This window comes from Pyxidicoccus sp. M15, from assembly GCF_056858435.1.
The window spans coordinates 4,819,078-4,836,868 of sequence record NZ_CM166495.1; the positions used below are offsets into that span (position 1 = coordinate 4,819,078).

At 71.9% G+C, this 17,791-nt stretch carries 11 protein-coding genes; 6 read left to right on the forward strand and 5 right to left on the reverse strand.

What is annotated here, in order from left to right:
* Nucleotides 1-156: 156 nt before the first annotated feature.
* From ACX9TP_RS18285 to ACX9TP_RS18305, 5 genes are all read left to right on the forward strand, one after another.
* Nucleotides 157-2,607 (forward strand): CBM96 family carbohydrate-binding protein, encoded by a 2,451-nt coding sequence (locus ACX9TP_RS18285; protein WP_482981005.1) that lies wholly within the window; start codon nucleotides 157-159, stop codon nucleotides 2,605-2,607.
* Nucleotides 2,608-2,655: 48 nt separating this feature from the next.
* A complete protein-coding gene (locus ACX9TP_RS18290; RefSeq protein ID WP_482981006.1) occupies nucleotides 2,656-3,459 on the forward strand; it encodes a tetratricopeptide repeat protein in 804 nt (267 codons plus the stop codon).
* Nucleotides 3,460-3,662: 203 nt separating this feature from the next.
* Nucleotides 3,663-4,493 carry a serine aminopeptidase domain-containing protein gene (locus ACX9TP_RS18295; RefSeq protein WP_482981007.1) on the forward strand — a complete coding sequence of 277 codons (831 nt, stop codon included), beginning with the start codon at nucleotides 3,663-3,665 and terminating at the stop codon, nucleotides 4,491-4,493.
* Entirely contained in the window at nucleotides 4,490-5,476 is a 987-nt protein-coding gene (locus ACX9TP_RS18300; protein WP_482981008.1) for an alpha/beta fold hydrolase, read from the forward strand. Before ACX9TP_RS18295 ends, ACX9TP_RS18300 begins: the two co-directional genes overlap by 4 nt.
* A gap of 108 nt (nucleotides 5,477-5,584) precedes the next feature.
* Nucleotides 5,585-8,509 (forward strand): PAS domain-containing sensor histidine kinase, encoded by a 2,925-nt coding sequence (locus tag ACX9TP_RS18305; RefSeq protein ID WP_482981009.1) that lies wholly within the window; start codon nucleotides 5,585-5,587, stop codon nucleotides 8,507-8,509.
* Nucleotides 8,510-8,522: 13 nt separating this feature from the next.
* Here ACX9TP_RS18305 and xdhB read toward each other — a convergent pair whose 3' ends face one another.
* The 3 genes from xdhB to ACX9TP_RS18320 form a co-directional block, all read right to left on the reverse strand.
* Complete coding sequence (gene xdhB / locus ACX9TP_RS18310) at nucleotides 8,523-12,332, reverse strand: xanthine dehydrogenase molybdopterin binding subunit (RefSeq protein ID WP_482981010.1); 3,810 nt, start codon at nucleotides 12,330-12,332, stop codon at nucleotides 8,523-8,525.
* A 5-nt stretch (nucleotides 12,333-12,337) separates the two neighbouring features.
* Nucleotides 12,338-13,171 carry a xanthine dehydrogenase accessory protein XdhC gene (gene xdhC, locus ACX9TP_RS18315; protein WP_482981011.1) on the reverse strand — a complete coding sequence of 278 codons (834 nt, stop codon included), beginning with the start codon at nucleotides 13,169-13,171 and terminating at the stop codon, nucleotides 12,338-12,340.
* A 62-nt stretch (nucleotides 13,172-13,233) separates the two neighbouring features.
* Nucleotides 13,234-14,346 (reverse strand): spore photoproduct lyase family protein, encoded by a 1,113-nt coding sequence (locus tag ACX9TP_RS18320; RefSeq protein ID WP_482981012.1) that lies wholly within the window; start codon nucleotides 14,344-14,346, stop codon nucleotides 13,234-13,236.
* Nucleotides 14,347-14,487: 141 nt separating this feature from the next.
* On the opposite strand from ACX9TP_RS18320, the gene ACX9TP_RS18325 reads away from it, so the two are divergent.
* Nucleotides 14,488-15,549, forward strand: coding sequence for a hypothetical protein (locus ACX9TP_RS18325; RefSeq protein ID WP_482981013.1), 1,062 nt, complete (start codon nucleotides 14,488-14,490; stop codon nucleotides 15,547-15,549).
* A 60-nt stretch (nucleotides 15,550-15,609) separates the two neighbouring features.
* Here ACX9TP_RS18325 and ACX9TP_RS18330 read toward each other — a convergent pair whose 3' ends face one another.
* Nucleotides 15,610-16,938: a DUF418 domain-containing protein gene (locus ACX9TP_RS18330; protein ID WP_482981014.1), complete on the reverse strand. Its 1,329-nt coding sequence runs from the start codon at nucleotides 16,936-16,938 to the stop codon at nucleotides 15,610-15,612.
* A gap of 154 nt (nucleotides 16,939-17,092) precedes the next feature.
* The gene (gene nth / locus ACX9TP_RS18335) at nucleotides 17,093-17,725 is read right to left on the reverse strand and encodes an endonuclease III (RefSeq protein ID WP_482981015.1); all 633 of its coding nucleotides are present in this window, start codon (nucleotides 17,723-17,725) and stop codon (nucleotides 17,093-17,095) included.
* Nucleotides 17,726-17,791: the final 66 nt, after the last annotated feature.

A 17,791-nucleotide genomic window follows, 5' to 3' on the forward strand; every position in this document is an offset into this window, starting at 1 on the left:
CCTGCGTCGCCAGCGTGGGGAGGCGGCTTCTTCTCGTGGGCGCTGCGCGCCTCGAGGCTTCAGGTCCGAAGCTCCGGATGTCGTTCAGCAGGCGTCATCCCGCCCTGGAGTCCGGCTTGCACGCGCCCTCCGCAGGGGCCGAGTTGGAGTCATGACGTGGAACGGTGGAGTGGGAAGCGCGGGCTGCGCACGGGGTGGAGTGCGTTCGCAATCGTCGGGCTGCTCAATGGCTGTGGCGCGGTGGACCCGGAGGCGCGGACGGTCGATGAGAATCCTTCGCGCGAGCAGCGACTGGAAGGAAGCACCTACGTCATCAACGTGGCCTCGGACGCCACGGTGGATGCGCGGGAGCCGGATGCGAACTTCGGCTCCACCACGCGGCTGACGGTGGACGGCTCACCCGAGCGCCGCGCCTACGTGCGCTTCGCGGTGGGCAACGTCGAAGGACGCATCAAGAAGGCGACGCTGAAGCTGTTCGTCACGGACCCGAGCGTGGACGGGCCCGCCGTCCACGCCACGTCCAACGACTGGAACTTCTCCACCCTCACCTTCAACAACGCACCGGCCCCCCAGCAGCCCGCGGTGGCGGACGTGGGCGCCGTCGCGGACAACGCCTTCGTCGAGTACGACGTCACCTCCGCCGTCCAGGGCACGGGAACCTTCAGCTTCGTCCTCGTCTCCGAGGTGGACGACGGCGTGGTGTTCCTCTCGGACAACGGCGCGGGCGACGCGCAGGACCCGCAGCTCGTCCTCGAGACGGAGCCGTGCCCGGCGCCCACGGTCGTCGAGATTGCGCCCCAGTTCGACACCTACGTCTCCGAGGAGACGCCGACCACGCGCTACGAGGAGCCGCTCAAGCTGGTGGTGGATGGCTCGCCGCGCCGGGAGGCCTTCCTCTCCTTCGGCGTGCCCGAAGGGTGGAACATCCAGGGCGCGCGGCTGCGCATGTTCGCGAAGGACGGCTCCACGAATGGCCCCTCGCTCTACCGCACCGGGCCGCAGGTGGAGGGCGGCTACTTCGACTGGTACTCGCGGCCCGCGACGGTGGGCGCGGCGCTGGTGGACCTGGGCAGCGTGCCGACGGGCTCCTGGGCGGAGCTGGACGTGAGCAGCACGGTGACGGGCGCGGGGGAGCACGCCTTCGCGCTGCTCTCCAGCAGCGGTGATGGCGTGGACTTCGTCGCCTCCGAGCCGGGGCTCGCCAACATCCCCCGGCTCGTCGTCAACACGGGCGGGCCCACGTGCGCCTACGCGGGGGACGGCATCGGCGGCACCACGGTGGGCGTGCGCCACCACGGCGGCCGCGGTGATGACGCGCCGCGTGCCCTGGCCGCCGCGGGCAATGGTGAGTACGTGGTGGCCGGCCGCTTCTTCGCGAACGGCTCCCTCAACCCGGCGGACTACGGCGGCGGTGCGCTGCCCAACGGGCGGGGCCTGGCGCTGGCACGCTACCGGGAGGACGGCACGGCGGTGTGGACGCGCGGCTGGGTGACGGCGGAGGGCGCCGTGCCGGAGAGCGTGGCCGTGACGCCGGACGGGCAGGTGCTCGTGGCCGGCACGTACACGGGCGCGGTGGACTTCGGCACGGGCGCGCTGCCGGCGCAGGTGGGGCAGAGCTTCTTCATCGCGAAGTTCTCCGCGACGGGACAGCCCGTGTGGAGCCGGGGCTTCGCGGTGCGCAATGGCACCGAGCCGGGCACTGTCGGCGAAGTCGAGCTGGCGGCGGATGCGCAGGGCGGGCTGGTGCTGACGGGCTCCTTCAACGGGACGCTGGAGCTGGGCGGCGGGACGCTGTCCTCCGGCCCGGATACGCAGGCCCAGGCGGACCGGGAGATGGGGCTGTTCCTCGCCCGCTTCGGCGCGGACGGCGCGCACCTCTGGTCCAGGGCCGTCCCCCATGGCGAGGGAGCCTCCACGGAAGCCACCGCGCTCGCCACGGCCCCTGGGGACGCGGTGCTCGTGGGCGGACGGGTGGCGGCGGGCTCGGACCTCGGGGATGGCACGGCGGTGTCGCGGGACGGGCTCTTCCTCGCGCGCTACTCGGCGGTGGACGGCTCGGTGGTGTGGAAGCGCGTGCTGCCGGGCGCGACGGGCGAAATCTCCGGGCTGGCGGTGTCCGGTGGGCTGGTGGCCTTCGCCGGCCAGTTCTCCGGCACCTTCACCTTCGGGGACCAGCGCTACACGCAGGTGGGCTCCGCGGACGCCTCCCAAGCGACGGATGACGTCTTCGTCGGCGCGGTGGAGCTGGCCGGCGCGGCGCGGTGGCTGCGGCAGTTGGGCTCGCCCGGCCTGGAGCGGATGATGGGCCTGGCTGTGGGCCTGAATGGAGACCTCGTCATCCAGGGCGTCAACACGTGGCCCCTGGACTTCGCGGGCAGGAAGCTGGGCGCACACGGGCGCTTCGTCGCGGCCTTCTCTTCCACCGGCCAGTCGCGGTGGGCGCGCTCATTCCCGGGCGCGGTGGAGACGGTGGACGTCGCGGTGCTGAGCACGGGCGAGGTGCTCGTCGGTGGCAGCCTCGACGCGGCCCTCCCCGCCGAGCTGGAAGGGCAGACCTACACGTCGCGCGGGTGGAAGGACCTGGTGTTCCTGAAGTTCCGTCCATAGCGGAAGGGTGGCGGCGGCGTGCCTCGACTCCGTGGTTGAATGGCCGCCATGCGGCGCGTGTGGCTCATGGCGGTGCTGGTGTCCCTGGGGTGCGCCGCGTGCGCGACGACGCAGGTGGTTTCTCCCAGGTCGGCCTGCGAGCAGGGCGCGGGCGCGGGGTGTGGCCCGTGGGGTGACGAGCTGCTCGAGCAGGGCGACGTCGCCGGCGCGGACAGGGCCTTCGGCCTGGGGTGCGATGCCGGAGACACCCAGGCCTGTGTGGCCCTGGGCCGGCTGCGGATGGAGGGCGGGGACCTCGCTGGCGCGGAGCCCCCGCTCATCAAGGCCTACCGCGAGCCCGACGAGCAGAGCGCGCTGGCGCTGGCGGACCTGCGCGAGGCCCGGGGCGGCAAGAGGGACTTGGAGTCCGCCGCGCGCCTGAGGCGGGAGGCGCCCGCGCTCGACAAGCCTGACTTCGAGTTCATCTTCTCGTACCGGGTGGATGCGCGGAACGGGCTGGGCAACGACATCACCCTGAACATCCAGCCCCTGTCGTTCTTCGAGCGGCGGCTGACCTTCGGCGGCACCGTCGCCTTCACCCGCTCGGGCGCCTCGGAGCTGAATGGCTTCCTCGGCTACCAGCACTTCCTGTCGTCGTGGTTGCTGTCCTACGCGCGGCTGATGGTGGGCGGCGCGTTCGATGCAGTCCCGGGCCAGGGCCCCAACGTCGGCGGCGAGGTGGGGGCGAAGCTGTGCCTCGGCCCCCTCGGCCACCTGAACGTGGCGGTGGGCAGCTCGCGCGTCAGCCCCGGCTACGTGTCCATGGGGCTGGGGCTCAACGGCCTCCTCGTGCTGCTCGCGGCACTGCACTGACGTCAGCGCGTGGGCAGGCCCACGGAGCCCGCCCCGTCGTGAGTCACTCCGACGGGCGCCGCCGTGCACGATGAGCCGGGGCGCGCGGACCCCTCCCCGAGGGGTGGCGGCGCGTGCAATGCCAGTCAGGTGATGGGGAATGTTTGACTCTGGTTGTTGCGGCTCCGTACCATCCGCTGCGTTACGGGGGAGACAGCCATCACATGCAGGCCTTGACCGAAGCGCCCGGGTATCTCACCCAGGGTGAGCAGTCGCTCTATTTCGTCCATCACCGGGCGACCGGGCCCTGCCGGGCCGCGGTGCTGCTGGCGGGGCCGCTGGGGCTGGAGCGCGCGCACGCATACATCGTCTGGACGCGGTGGGCGCGGCACCTGGCCTCCCGGGGCGTGGATGCGCTCCGGCTCGACTACCGGGGCACCGGCGAGAGCACGGGCCGCTTCGAGGACATGACGCTGCCGTGCTGGGAGCAGGACCTGCGCGCGGGGCTGGAGTACCTGCGCCGCGAGCGTCCCGGTGTGCCGGTGGTGCTGCATGGCCTGCGCCTGGGGGCGCTGCTGGCCGCGCGCGCGTTCCAGACGGAGCGGGCGGACGGCCTGCTGCTGTGGGACCCGCCGGAGTCCGGCCGCGCGCACCTGATGGAGGTGCTGCGGCGCAAGGTGGCGGCGGACAACCTGGAGGGCACGGGCGGCGTGGCGCGCTCGCGCGAGGACTACGTGGCGGAATTGGAGGCGGGGGGCTTCATGGAGGTGGAGGGCTTCCCCTGGTCCCGCGGCTTCTGGCGGAGCGCGGAGGCGTATGACCTGGCGCTGCCGGCGCGGGACGACGCGCGCCCGTGGCGGGTGGTGCACCTGGATGGACGTCCGGCGGAGCGCTGCCTCGCGCCGGGCCATGGCCGCTCGGTGCGCACGCCGCGGCCCTTCTTCTGGACGACGAGCAACCGGCTGCTGCCGGAGCTGGGTGAGCTGTTCGACGACGGCGCCAGCTTCGCGGCCGGAGTCGGCGCGGGGGACGTGCGTCAGGGGGTGCGGTCATGAGGGAGCTGATCCAACTGGAGGTGAAGGGCCACCGGCTGTGGGGCACGTACCACCCCGCGGCGGCGACGAGGCCGGGGCGGGTGGGCTTTCTCTTCCTCAACCCGGGGCACGTGCCGCGCTCGGGCCACGGTGGGCTGTCCGCGCGGGCCGCGGACCGGCTCGCGGCGCAGGGCTTCCCGTGCTTCCGCGTGGACCTGCCGGGCCTGGGGGACTCGGACGGCCCGCTGCCGGACACCACGGCGGAGCTGTACCAGTTCGTCTGCGGTGGCGGCTTCGTGGAGGTGGCGGAGGCCCTCCACGCGGAGCTGCTGAAGCGGTACGCGCTGAAGGGCCTGGTGATGGGCGGACTGTGTGGCGCGGCGACGACGTCGCTCTACCTGGCGGACCGGCTGCCGGAGGGCGTCTCGGGCGTGTTCCTCTTCGAGCCCGAGTTCTACCTGTCCGAGCAGGAGGCGGCCAGCGCGGACGGCGAGGCGCCTGGCGAGGACGCGGAGCAGGGGACGTGGCGCTCGCGACTGCCGCTGCGGCGCGTGACGTCGAAGGTCTTCTCGTACTGGGGCTGGATGCGGATGCTGACGCGGGAGAACGAGTACGCGAGGCTGTTCCGCTACCTGCCCCTTCCGCGCCAGCTGCTGCTGGACTGGCTGATGGACTGGGGCACGCTGCCGGCGGTGGCCAACGTGCCGCTGGTGCGCGCGTGGCAGCGCGTGGTGCAGCGGGGCGTGCCGGTGCTCGTCATCACCGCCGAGGGCAAGCTGCGCGACGTCTTCTTCGACCGCATCCACCGGGCCGCGTTCTCCGACTTGAAGGTGGCCACGCTGGAGCGGCTGCGGCTGCGCGGCACCAACCACATCTTCACCACCGGCGGCGCCATCGACGCGTGCATCGGCCACCTGTCCCGCTGGGCGGGGGAGCACTTCGCGGAGGCCGCGACGCCCGCGGCCTCCGTGCCGCGGGTCGCGGAGCTGCGCGGCGCGGGCTGAGGCAGCCCTCATGGCGGGAGCGGCCTGACGGACTCCCGGCCGGCCCGTCGAAGGCCCGCCTCCCGCGCCGCACCTGTCAGTGGCGCGGGGCATCTCCATACTGACATCATGCAACGGAGTTACCCGGCGGGTGAGGGGCCCTCGCGAGGGGCCGCGCCGTCCCTGGTGAGGGAGAAGGTCCTCCTGCCCCGGCTGGGCGAGGAGGAAGGTGCCTGCCTGCGCTCGGCGCTCGCCGCCCTGGCCCGCGAGCCCGTGGAGGTGGAAACGGCGGAGCAGGCCGCGGTGCTGCTTGGCGAGGAGTCCGTCGGGCTGCTCGTGCTCGACACCGAAGCGGAGGACGCGGCCGCCTGGATTCGAAGCTTCCAGCGGGGCATGCGGGCGCGGGGGGGGATGGCGCTGCTGCTGCTCGTTTCCTCCGAGCGCACGGAGGGCCGGCTCCTCACGGAAGCGCTGCCGGGCACCCTGGCGTACGCTGTACGGCCGCTCTCGCGGGACGCGGTGGTCCGCACGCTCCATTCCGTCCTGGAGAGCGGCCCGGAGCGGAAGGATGGCGCGGAAGCCACGCTTGCCTCGGAGTGGAGGGCGGAGCTCCGGCTCGGGCAGGAAGCGCGGGCGGCCGTGGAGGGCCGGCTGAAGGAGCTGCTGCGCAGCGAGCGGCGCCTGCATGCCCTGCTGGAGGCGACCACGAGCGTGATGTGGACGCTGACGCCCGAGGGCTTCGCCGTCGAGCGGAGCACCTCGTGGGAGGCCTTCACCGGGAGGAGCTTCGAGGAGTACCAGGGCCACGGCTACATGAACCTCATCCACCCCGAGGACCGCGGACGCATCCGGAAGGACTGGGTCCAGGCGCTGGGCAGGCCCACGCCGCATTCCTCCGTGTACCGCCTGCTGCGCCATGACGGACGCTGGCGGCGGATGCTGTCGCGCGGAGTCCCGGTGCTGGGCCCGGATGGCCGCGTCCGGGAGTGGGTGGGCTGGCTGGTGGACATCACCGAGCAGCGGGAGCAGGAACTGGCGCTCCAGAAAAGCGAGGAGCAGTTCCGCGCCTGCTTCAACCTCGCAGCCGTGGGCATGGCGCAGGTGGACCCCTTCACCGGCCAGTTCTTCAAGGTGAATGCGAAGCTGTGCGAGGTGACGCACTACGGCGCCGAGGAGCTGGGCCGGATGAGCTACCTCGACATCGTCCATCCCGAGGACCTCGCCGTGAGCGTGGAGACACTGGCGCGGTTGGTTGGGGGCGCTGCGTATCCCGACACCCGCATCCGGCGCTGGGTCCGGAAGGATGGCGCAACCATCTGGGTGGAGATTGCCGCCACCGTCCTCCGCGACGAGTCCGGGCGGCCGCTGCGCGTGCTGGCGGTCATCCAGGACATCACCCGGCGCAAGCACGCGGAGCTGGAGCGCGGCCGCCTGGTATCGGTGGTGGAGAGCTCTCCCGACGTCATCTGCATCTACGACGTGGATGGGCGGGCCATCTACATCAACGAGGCGGGCCGCGGGCTGCTGGGCCTGGAGAGCCTGGAGGAGGTCCAGGACCTCTCGGTGCTCGACCCGGTGCACCCGGACGACCGCCGCATCATCGAGAAGGAGGCGCTCCCCGCCGTCGAGCGAGAAGGCCGGTGGGTGGGTGACTTCCGCGTCTTCAACCTGCGCACCGGGAAGGTCATCCCCCTCTTCAGCCAGTACTTCCTCGTCCGGGACGCGGAGAGCGGCCAGCCGACGGGCCTGGGCTGCATCTCCCGAGACATCACCGAGCGCAAGCGCACCGAGGAGCGCCTCACCTTTCTCGCCCGGGCGAGCCGGCTGCTGGCCAGCAGCCTCGACGACGAGACGACCCTGCTGATGCGCGTGGCCGAGCTGGCGGCCTCCTCGGTGGCCACGTGCTGCATGGTGAGCCTGGTGCAGCCGGAAGGGATGCCCCGGTGGCTGGAGGTGGCGCACCGTGAGCCGACCCGGGCCCCGCACGTCCAGCAGGCGCTACGAGAGGCCGCGCGGCCCGTCTGGACCGCGCTCCTCGACGCGCTGTCGACCTCCGGGCAGGCCGTGCTCGTGGACCTCCGCGAGACGCGGGCGCCCGAGCCCCCGCACCGCGCGCTGCTCGAGGCGATGGAGGCGGTGTCCGTCATGGCGGTGGCCCTCACCTCGCGCGGGCATGTGCTGGGGGTCATCGCTGTTGCGTCGGGAGACCCGGACCGGCTGTATGGCGATGAGGACCGGGTCATGGCGGAGGAGCTGGCCTACCGGGCGGCGGCGGCGGTGGACAATGCCCGCCTCTACGCGCAGGCCCAGCGCGCCATCCGGCTGCGCGACGAGTTCCTCTCCGTCGCCAGCCATGAGCTGAAGACGCCGCTCACGCCCCTGGCGCTCAAGCTGCAGGGCATGAAGCGCTCGTTGCCCATGGCGTTTCTCGGGGACGCGGCGGAGCGGATGCACGGGGACCTGGAGCTGGCGCAGCGGCAGGTGCGCCGGCTGGCGGAGCTCGTCGACGGGCTCCTCGACGTGTCGCGCATCCGCGCGGGCCGGCTCCAGCTCGAGCTGGAGCCGGTGGACCTGGCGGCGCTCGTCCGGGAGCTGGTGGCGCGCTACGAGCCGCAGGCGCAGCGTGTCCGGTGTCGCATCTTCGTCGAGGCGGACGCCTCCATCCTCGGGGAGTGGGACCGCTCCCGGCTGGAGCAGGTGGTCTCCAACCTGATCTCCAACGCCCTCAAGTACGGCGCGGGCGGACCCGTGCACGTGCGAGCGGCCGCCAGTGGGAAGACGGCCTGTCTCGTGGTGCGGGACGAGGGCATCGGCATCGAGCCGCAGTCGCTCCACCGCATCTTCCAGCGCTTCGAGCGCGCCGTGTCGGAGCGGCACTACGGGGGGCTGGGCCTGGGGCTCTACATCACCCAGCAGATAGTGGAGGCCCACGGCGGCTGGGTGCGGGCCGAGAGCGTCCCGGGCCGGGGCGCGACGTTCACCGTCACGCTCCCGCTGGAAGGGCCGTCCGGGAGGGCGGAGCCGGGCGACGTCCCGGAGGCGCCCGAGTCCTGACCTCCGGGGGGCCCTATGCCGCCTCGCGCCCGTCCTCACTGACGCCGCGAGCCAGCCGCTTCTGGATGGCGAGGAACAGCGCCTCGTGCGTGGCCGGCGAGGCCAGCTCCACCTCGCCGCCGGCCTGACCGAAGGCGGCCACCGCGTCGCGCAGCGCCTCGCGAGCGGACATGGCGAGCATCAGCGGCGGCTCACCCACGGCCTTGCTCCCATGAATGGTGTTGTGCTGCCCGGCCTTCTCCAGCAGCCGTACGCGGAAGTCGATGGGCGCGTCGCTGAACGCGGGCACCGCGTACGTGCTGGCCGAGTGCGTGAGCAGTCGCCCGTTGGCGTCCCACTTCAAGTCCTCCCCGGTGAGCCACCCGAGGCCCTGCACGAAGCCGCCTTCAATCTGCCCGCGGTCCACGCCGGGGTTGAGCGAGTCGCCTACGTCCTCCAGCAGGTCCACGCGCAGCACGCGCTTCATGCCGGTGTAGCCGTCCACCTCCACCTCACACACGGCGGCGCCGTAGGCGAAGTAGAGGAACGGCCGGCCCCGGCCGCGCGCCTTGTCGTAGCCGATGCCCGGCGTCTGGTAGTAGCCCGTCACCGACAGCCCCACACGCGCCAGGTACGCGGCCTCCACCACCGAGGCGAAGGGCAGGGCCACCTCGGGCTCACCTGGAGGCCCCACGCGTCCGTCCTGGAACACCAGTGCCTCGGGGGCGACGCCGCGCCCGTGCTTCTCGGCGAGCAGCCGCGCGGCCACCGGGGCGAGCCGCTCGCGCAGGGTGACGCAGGCATTGCGCACGGCGGCGCCGTTCAGGTCCGAGCCACTGGAGGCCGCGGTGGCGGACGTGTTGGGCACCTTGTCGGTGGCCGTCTTCGCCATCCGCACGGCGCTGGCGGGAAGGCCCAGCTCGCGCATGGCCACGCCCTGCACCTTGGTGTGCAGGCCCTGGCCCATCTCCGTGCCGCCGTGCGACACCATGACCGAGCCGTCCCGGTACACGTGCACGAGCGCGCCGGCCTGATTGAGGAACGTGGCGGTGAAGGAGATGCCGAACTTCATCGGCGTGAGCGCCAGGCCGCGCTTGATGCGGGGCGAGCGGGCGTTGAAGTCGTCGACCTCCTGCCGCCGCCGCGCGAAGTCCGAGGACTCCTTCAGCTCGCGCCAGAGCCGGGGCATGCGCTCGTCCTCCAGCTCCTGCCCGTAGTGCGTGGTGTTCGTCTCGCCCGAGCCGGCGTAGAGGTTGCGCTCCCGCACCTCCTCCGGAGGCAGCCCCACGGCGCGGGCCACGCGGGCGAGGACTTCTTCACACACGAGCATGCCCTGCGGGCCGCCGAAGCCCCGGAAGGCCGTGTTGGACACCAGGTGCGTCTTCGCCACGCGGCCCGAGTACGCCAGGGCCGGCACGTAGTAGGCGTTGTCCAGGTGGAAGAGGGCGCGGTCGAGGATGGACTCGGACAAGTCCAGGGACCAGCCGCCGTTGGACACCAGCTGCGCGCGCAGGGCGAGCAGCTTCCCCTGGCCGTCGAAGCCGGCCTCGAAGGTGGCGTGGAACGGGTGGCGCTTGCCGGTGACGGTCATGTCCACGTCGCGGTCCAGCATCCACCGCACCGGACGGCCCGTGTGCCACGCGGCCAGCGCCACCAGGGCGGCGGGGGCGTTGCCCTGCGTCTCCTTGCCGCCGAAGCCGCCGCCCATGCGCGGGGCCTGCACCACCACGCGGCTGCGCGGCAGGTCCAGCACGTGGGAGATGACGGCCTGCACCTCGGACGGGTGCTGGGTGGAGGACGTCACCGTGACGTCGCCGTCGTCGCCGCGCTCGGCGAAGGCGGCGTGGGTCTCCAGGTAGAAGTGCTCCTGGCCGCCGATGGACAGCGTGCCGGTGAGGCGGTGGGGGCTGCTGGCCAGCGCGGCGTCCACGTCACCCCGGCGGATGACGTGCGGCTCGGTGTGGTAGCTGCCCTGCGCCATCGCGTCCTCCACGGTGAGGATGGCGGGCAGCGGCTCGTACTCCACCACCACGGCGCGCGCGGCGGCGCGGCAGGCGTCGACGGACTCGCCCACCACCAGGGCCACCACCTGCCCGTGGAAGAGCACCTCCCGGTCGGCGAGCAGCGGCTCGTCGTGGCGGATGGGGCCGGTGTCATTCGTGCCGGGGATGTCCTCGGCCATCAGCACCGCCACCACGCCCGGCATCTTCCGCGCGGCGATGGGGTCCCTGCGGAGGATGCGGGCATGCGCGTGCGGCGCGCACACCGGCCAGACCTCCAGCATGGGCTGCCGCTGCGCGAGGTCGTCCACGTACTGCGCGCCGCCCGTCACGTGGCCCAGCGCGCTCTCATGGCGCAACTCGCGGCCCGCGTCCGCGGTGGCACCCGGCTCACCCAGGGTGAAGCGCGGGGCGGCGTCCAGCGACGGGCTGCGCTCCCCGGAGAAGAACTTCTGGAACAGCCCCACCACCAGGCCGCGCCGGTACTCCGCGCTGCCGCGCAAGTCACTGATGGGGGTGATTTCCTCCGACAGCACGGGCAGCACCCGGGCCACCGTCTCGCGCGTCCAGGGCTGCCCGGTGAGCACCTCCTCCGCGCGGCGTGCGCGCACGGGCGTGGCCGCCACGCCGCCGTAGGCCAGCCGCGCGAGCCGCACCACGCCGTCCGCGTCCAGCTCCACGCGGAAGCCCGCGGCGACGATGCTGATGTCCAGCTCGCGGCGCTTGGACACCTTGAAGGAGTCCGACAGCCGCCGCCCGCCGCCGGGCGTGGCCGCATGCGGGATGACGATGTGGCGAACGAGCTCGTCCGGCCGCAGCGCCGTCTTCCGGTATGCGAGGAAGAAGTCGGCCAGCGGCACCACGCGCTCGCCCTGCACGGAGGCGAGGACGAGCCGCGCGTCCAGTGCGAGCAGCACGGGCGCCATGTCGCCGATGGGCGAGGCCGTCACCAGGTTGCCGGCCAGCGTGGCGCGCTGGCGAATCTGCCGCGAGGCGAAGACGTTCAGCATCTTCGTCACCTCGGGCAGCTCCGTGCCGAGCGCGTCCTCCAGCTCCACGAGGGACGACGCGCCGCCCACGTACCACCCGTCCGCCTCGCGGCGGATGGCGCGCAGCGACTCCACACCCTCGGTGGAGATGAGGAACGGGAAGCGGCGGGCCTTCTTGGTGATGTCCACGCCCAGCTCGGTGGCGCCGGCCACGAGGAGCGCCTCGGGGTGCGCGGCCTTGAGTGCGAGCAGCTCCTCCCACGAGGTGGGGCGCAGGAAGGTCTGTCCGCGCGCCTCGTAGCGCAGCGCGGACAGCGGCGCGGCGGGGCCGCCGAGGGCCACCCCCGGGAGCGCCTCGCGCGCGGTGCCGGCGTCACGCGTGGCGAGCGCCTCCATCATCGCGTCGCGGATGGGGCGGTAGCCGGTGCAGCGGCAGATGTTGCCGCAGAGCTGGTCCGCCACGGCCTCGGGGGTACAGACGTCCTTGCGCGAGTACGCCTCCGCCATGGAGACGATGAAGCCCGGCGTGCAGAAGCCGCACTGCGAGCCGTAGTGCTTCACCATGGCCTGCTGCACGGGGTGGGGTTGCTCGCGGCGGCCCACGCCCTCCACCGTGACGACCTCGCGGCCGGCGACCATGGGGAGCAGGGTGATGCACGCGTTGAATGCGCGCAGGCACCGGTTGCCCTGGGCGTCGCGGTCCACCATGGCCACGGTGCACGCGCCGCAGTCTCCCTCGGCGCAGCCCTGCTTCGTCCCGGTGGAGCCGCGCGTGCGCAGGAAGTCCAGCAGGGTGGTGTTGGGGGACTCGCCGTCGACGCGGACCGTCGTTCCGTTGAGCAGGAACTCGAACATGGTGCTCATTCTCCAGACGATACCCCGCGCACGCGGGGCTGCTCCGGAAGCGATGCTTCGGAGCGTGTGTCAACGCTCAGGCCGTGGTGCACCTGGAGCAGGCCGGCGGCGATGCTCACCGCCACCTCCTGCGGCGACTTGCCGCCAATCTCCACGCCCATGGGGCAGTGCACGCGGTCGATGTTCCTCGCGGGCACGCCCCGGGCCTCCAGCCGCTGGCGGAAGCGGGCCCACTTCGTGCGGCTTCCAATGAGCCCCAGGTAGCGCGCCGGCCGCTCCACCGCGAAGGCGATGATGTCCTGGTCCAAATCATGCCGGTGCGTCATCACCGCCACGTACGTGCGGCGCGCGTCCCACGCGGCGCGGGCGGCGAACACGTCCCACGGCTCGTCGTGGCGCACCACCGACGCGGGGATGCGCTCACCCTGCAGCCACTCGGGGCGCTCGTCCACGAGGTGGACCTGGAAGGGCGTGCCCTCCAGGGTGCGGCACAGCGCCTGGCCCACGTGGCCGGCGCCGAAGAGGTACAGGCGCGGCCCGTGATTCACGGGCTCGACGAAGACGTCCACGACACCTCCGCAGCACTGGCCCAGCTTCGCGCCCAGCGGGTAGCGATAGGAGCGGGCCTCGCCCTTCTCCAGGCAGGCGCGCGCATCCGCGAGCACCAACTGCTCCAGGTGGCCGCCGCCCACGGTGCCGTGGAACGTCCCATCCGCGCGCACGAGCAGCTTCGCGCCGGGCTCGGCGGGGGTGCTGCCCTGGCACGCAGTCACCGTCGCGACGGCGAAGGGCGCATCTTCACGAGACCACTCCGCCAGCTGGCGGACCCAATCCCACATGGTCCGACCGAGTCTGCCACAGCCCGGGGCCCGGGAGTCACGGCCCGGACGCGCCGTGCGGGTCAGAACGCGTATCTCACCCGGCAGTACGGCATGCGGCGGGCCAGCAGCTCCTTGAGCTCGGCCACCAGGCGGCCCTTCAGCCCGGTGCGGTAGCGCACGTTGGCGCCGCCGCCCTGAGACACCTTGGCCTCCTGCGTCTCGGGCGTCCACAGCAGGGCTTCTGCCTTGGGATGCCAGCGCAGATTCACTTCGTGGAGGCCCGCGTGGTGGGTGAGGAAGATGACCTCGGCGGCGAGCTGGGCCTTCGCCTCGGGGGAGAGCACGTCGTCCACCTGCTGGAAGAGCGCGTCGTACTCGGCCTGCCAGCCGTCGTAGGCGACGACGGGGGAGAAGTTGAGGTGGACCTCGTAGCCGGCGGCCACGAAGTCGTTGATGGCGGCGATGCGCTCGGCAATGGGGCTGGTGCGCACGTCCAGCAGCTTCGCCTTCGCGTGTGGCATCAGGCTGAAGCGGATGCGCGTCTTGCCCTTCGGCGCGTAGCCCAGCAGCTCGCGGTTGACGAGCTTGGTGGCGAAGGTGCCCATGGCGTTGGGCAGCGTGGTGAAGAGGCGGACCAGGTCCTTCACGTTGTCGCTGAGGGCCGCGTCCGCCGAGCAGTCGCTGTTGCAGCCGATGTCATAGGCCCAGTAGCGCGGGTCCACGCTGTTGGCTTCCGTCTTCGGCCCCTGCCGCTGCGCGTGCCGGCGGATGGCGGCCACAACGCGGTCGATGTTGACGAAGACGGTGACGGGGTTGGCGAAGCCCTTGTGGCGCGGCACGTAGCAGTACGCGCAGCTCATGACGCAGCCGTTGGCGGTGGACGGCGGGATGAAGTCGCAGCTGCGCCCGTTGGGGATGAAGGACATCGTCTTCTTCACGCCCAGCACCAGGGTGCTGCCCTTGATGCGGTTCCACGCCTCGGCGTTGCCCTCGTTGCCGAACAGGCCGGGGATGTTGTGGTGCGACGCCACCTCCACCCGCTCCGCGTCCGGGAAGCGCGCGAGGATTTCCCGGCCGCGCAGGTGCTCCTCTACGCCCGGCTCCAGGTAGATGCGGGAGACCTTCAGCAGCGAGTCCAGCGCACCCGGGCCCGTGGGGGGAGGAGGCGGGGCGAACAGGTCGAGGTTCGTCACCGGGCGTACCTAACCCGAAGCCGGCCGCCCCGCAGCGGCGCCGGGCGGGCCCCTAGCTGGCGCCCCGGAGGCCGGGCGGGGGCATTGTCGGGTGCGGGACACTCGCGCTAAGAGCGTGGGCTCCTCACGAGGGGAGTCCTCATGCGCAGGCAAGGTTCTCACGCGCGCCCGGCCTGGGCCGTCGCGTTGCTGGGTGTCGTGGCACTGGGTGGCTGCAAGAAGCAGGAGTCCGCGCCCGCGGAAGCCTCCACGCCGGATGCCGGGCAGGTCGCGGCGGCGGCTCCGGCCGCGAAGGACGCGGGCACGGTGGCGCTGACGGACACGCGCACGCCGTTCCGCTTCAAGGACGTGACGATTACCCGGACCGGGGGGAGTGTGAAGCTCGCGTACACGCTGGAGAACGTGGGCGCGAAGCGGGCGCGCGCGAGCAGCTGCCTGTCGCTGCATGACAAGGACGGCTATCAGCTCTCGTACTCCATCCTGGGCCCCATCAGCCTGAGGGGTGGGGAGTCGGACGGCTTCGAGGACGTGACGAGCATCGCCGAAGACGTCTGGGCCGAGACCCGCACCGTCAGGCTCTACGCCGGGTCGGCCTGCTACAGCCTCATCGGGGGAAACGTCCTCAGCCAGGTGAGTCACCTGGACCTGACGGGCAAGCCCGCGCCGACGGGGGCTCCCGCGTCGCTGACGCTCGCGGACCCCGAGGATGGCGTCGCCGTCTTCGAGCTGAAGGACGTGGGCCTGAGCCAGGAGTCGCCGTCGGCTCCCGTCGTCGTGACGTTCACCGTGACGAACACGGGCACGACCCGCCTCGGCTCGAGCGTGTGCCTCCGCCTCTACGACAGCGCGGAGAGCACGGGTGGAATCGACGAGGCCGGCTCCAGCAACTTCACCCTCGCGCCGGGTGCCACCAGGACGGTCTCCTCCGAGCTCACGCTGGATGACGACAAGAACTGGGACTCCACCGTCCTGCTGAGGGCGTATGCCTCCAGCTACGGCTGCGCCAGCAGCGCCCGGACGGCCGTGAGCAACGTGGTGGAGTTCCGCAAGCCCTCCGAAATCCGCTCGCCCGTGGACGACACCCTGGCGGACGGTGACGGAGAGGGCGGTGGCGACGGCTATGTCCCGGACGAGCCGGTGGACGAGCCCCTGGACGAGTCCGAGCCCGAGCGGGCGGCCGACGGCGTGAGCGACGGGCAGTAGCCGCGAAGGCCCGCTCCACGCGGCGGGGTGCGCCACGTGGAGCGGAGTGCCGGGCCCACGCTACGCGGGCACGGTGGCGCGGCGGGCCGCGACGTCGTCACGGCGCATCGGCTGCGCCTTCCCGTACGTGAGCGAGCGCCACACCCACTCGGCGGGGCCGAAGCGGAAGCGCGACAGCCACAGGTGGCTCCACACCACCTGGACGGAGAAGACGGCCAGGCACAGCCCGAAGCACGCCGCGGGGCCCACCTTCGTTATCCGCCCCAGGCCGTATCCGTAGAAGAACAGCACGCTCAGCACCGTCTGCGACAGGTAGTTGGTCAGCGCCATGCGGCCCACTGGCGCGAGCACCCCGAGCAGCCGCTGCCACGTGGCGCGCTGGAAGAGCAGGGTGATGCCGGACACGTAGACGCTCGCGAAGCCCAGCTCGCCCACGTGCCGCAGCGGCGCCAGGGCGAAGGGCACCCACGTGGGTAGCGTCTCCGGGGTGAGAATCTTGCGGAGCATGAGCTGCTGCAGCACCAGCCCGGCGCCGCTGCCCACCACCCCGGCCACCAGCCCCCACCCGAGCAGCCGGCGGAACAGGCCCAGGTGCTGGGGCGCGTCGTGGAAGATGCGGCGCCGCCCCGCCACCAGGCCCAGGAGGAACCGGCCGAAGGTGGCGAGCATGGTGGCGAGAATCATCGGCAGGAAGTCGAGCACGTAGAAGCGGCCGCCATCCCTCGCCACGTCCAGCCAGCTCCCACCGGAGAAGGACGCCAGGGCCTGCGCCTTGATGGCCGCGGAGCGCTCTCCCGCCGCCTTCGCAATGGCGGCCCCGGCCTCCGGCGTGTCGGCGAGCAGCTGCGGCAGCTTGAGGATGAGCGTGCTGATGACGGGCCATACGAGGGTGAGCAGCGCGGCGCCGATGAGCAGCGTCCGGTCCGAGCGCCGCCGGAACAGCAGCAGCCCGAAGCCCAGCACCGCGTACGTGCTGAGGATGTCGCCGTACCAGAGCAGGAACAGGTGGGTGAGCCCCATCATCAGCATCACCCCCAGGCGCCGCGAGTACAGCGGGGCAATGGAGGCGCCGCGCTCCTCGGCCCGGCCCAGCTGCACCGCGAAGCCCAGCCCGAAGAGGAAGGAGAAGATGGTGATGAACTTCCCGAACACCAGCAGCATGAAGGCCTGCGTGGTGATGGTGTCCAGCAGAGAGGCGTTCGCCATCAGCGCGGTTATCTGCTCGCGCGGGAGGAACGCCCTGCCGCTGAACCACATATAGACGTTGGAGATGAACACGCCACACAGCGCGAAGCCGCGCAGCGTGTCGAGAAGCGCCAGCCGCTCGCTGGAATCAATCGGGCGGGCCCCGGCGCTGGGTGCTGCGACGGTGGAAGGGGCAGGGGTCATGTCCCTTCAAGAGGCGGCCGAACCCGAGCCCGGCCGCCCGTATTCCGTGCGTCCGCGCATCCACGACGAGGCGCTGCTCGTGGGCGCCGCGCGTCCCACGGGCGGACGGTGAAACGCCCTCGCGTCCCACGTCCGGACAGCGAGACGCGCGCAGTCAGACGCCGATGCGCGGACAGAAGTCCTTGAAGACACACTCCTCGCACTTCGGCTTCTTCGCGGTGCAGGTGTACCGCCCGTGCAGCACGGTGGCGGGCCCGAAGAAGGTCCACTGCTCGCGGGGCACCAGCTTCATCAGGTCCTCTTCAATGACGTCGGGCTTGTCGTGCTTCGTCAGGCCCATGCGCTGGCTGACGCGGGCGACGTGCGTGTCGACGATGATGCCCGAGGGCAGGTCGAAGGCGGTGTTGAGGACCACGTTCGCCGTCTTGCGCGCCACGCCGGGCAGCGTCACCAGCTCGTCCACGGTGCGCGGCACCTCGCCGCCGAAGTCCTCCAGCAGCGCGCGGCTCATGGCCTGCACGGACTTCGTCTTCTGCTTGTAGAAGCCGGTGGGCTTCAGGTCCTCCTCCAGCGCGGTGGTGTCCGCGTCCGCGAGCGCGCGCGGGCCGGGGTACTTCGGGAAGAGGGTGGCGGTGACGCGGTTGACGCGCTCGTCCGTGCACTGCGCCGCGAGGATGGTGGCGACGAGCAGCTCGAAGGGCGTGGACCAGTTGAGCTCGTAGCGCGCATCCGGGTGGGTTTCGTGGAGGCGCTCGAGGACGACGGAGACTTTCTGGGCAGGTGTCATGGCGTGGGCTTGCCCTGAAACCTACCCGGCGAGTCTGACGTGAGTCACGCCCGCGAGCGCCTCATC

What these genes read in the sequence shown, in the direction of transcription:
- ACX9TP_RS18290 (WP_482981006.1), top strand. Translation starts at nt 2,656, where the DNA reads ATGCGGCGCGTGTGGCTCATGGCGGTGCTGGTGTCCCTGGGGTGCGCC.
- ACX9TP_RS18295 (WP_482981007.1), top strand. Translation starts at nt 3,663, where the DNA reads ATGCAGGCCTTGACCGAAGCGCCCGGGTATCTCACCCAGGGTGAGCAG.
- ACX9TP_RS18300 (WP_482981008.1), top strand. Translation starts at nt 4,490, where the DNA reads ATGAGGGAGCTGATCCAACTGGAGGTGAAGGGCCACCGGCTGTGGGGC.
- ACX9TP_RS18305 (WP_482981009.1), top strand. Translation starts at nt 5,585, where the DNA reads ATGCAACGGAGTTACCCGGCGGGTGAGGGGCCCTCGCGAGGGGCCGCG.
- xdhB (WP_482981010.1), bottom strand. Translation starts at nt 12,332, where the DNA reads ATGTTCGAGTTCCTGCTCAACGGAACGACGGTCCGCGTCGACGGCGAG.
- xdhC (WP_482981011.1), bottom strand. Translation starts at nt 13,171, where the DNA reads ATGTGGGATTGGGTCCGCCAGCTGGCGGAGTGGTCTCGTGAAGATGCG.
- ACX9TP_RS18325 (WP_482981013.1), top strand. Translation starts at nt 14,488, where the DNA reads ATGCGCAGGCAAGGTTCTCACGCGCGCCCGGCCTGGGCCGTCGCGTTG.
- ACX9TP_RS18330 (WP_482981014.1), bottom strand. Translation starts at nt 16,938, where the DNA reads ATGACCCCTGCCCCTTCCACCGTCGCAGCACCCAGCGCCGGGGCCCGC.
- nth (WP_482981015.1), bottom strand. Translation starts at nt 17,725, where the DNA reads ATGACACCTGCCCAGAAAGTCTCCGTCGTCCTCGAGCGCCTCCACGAA.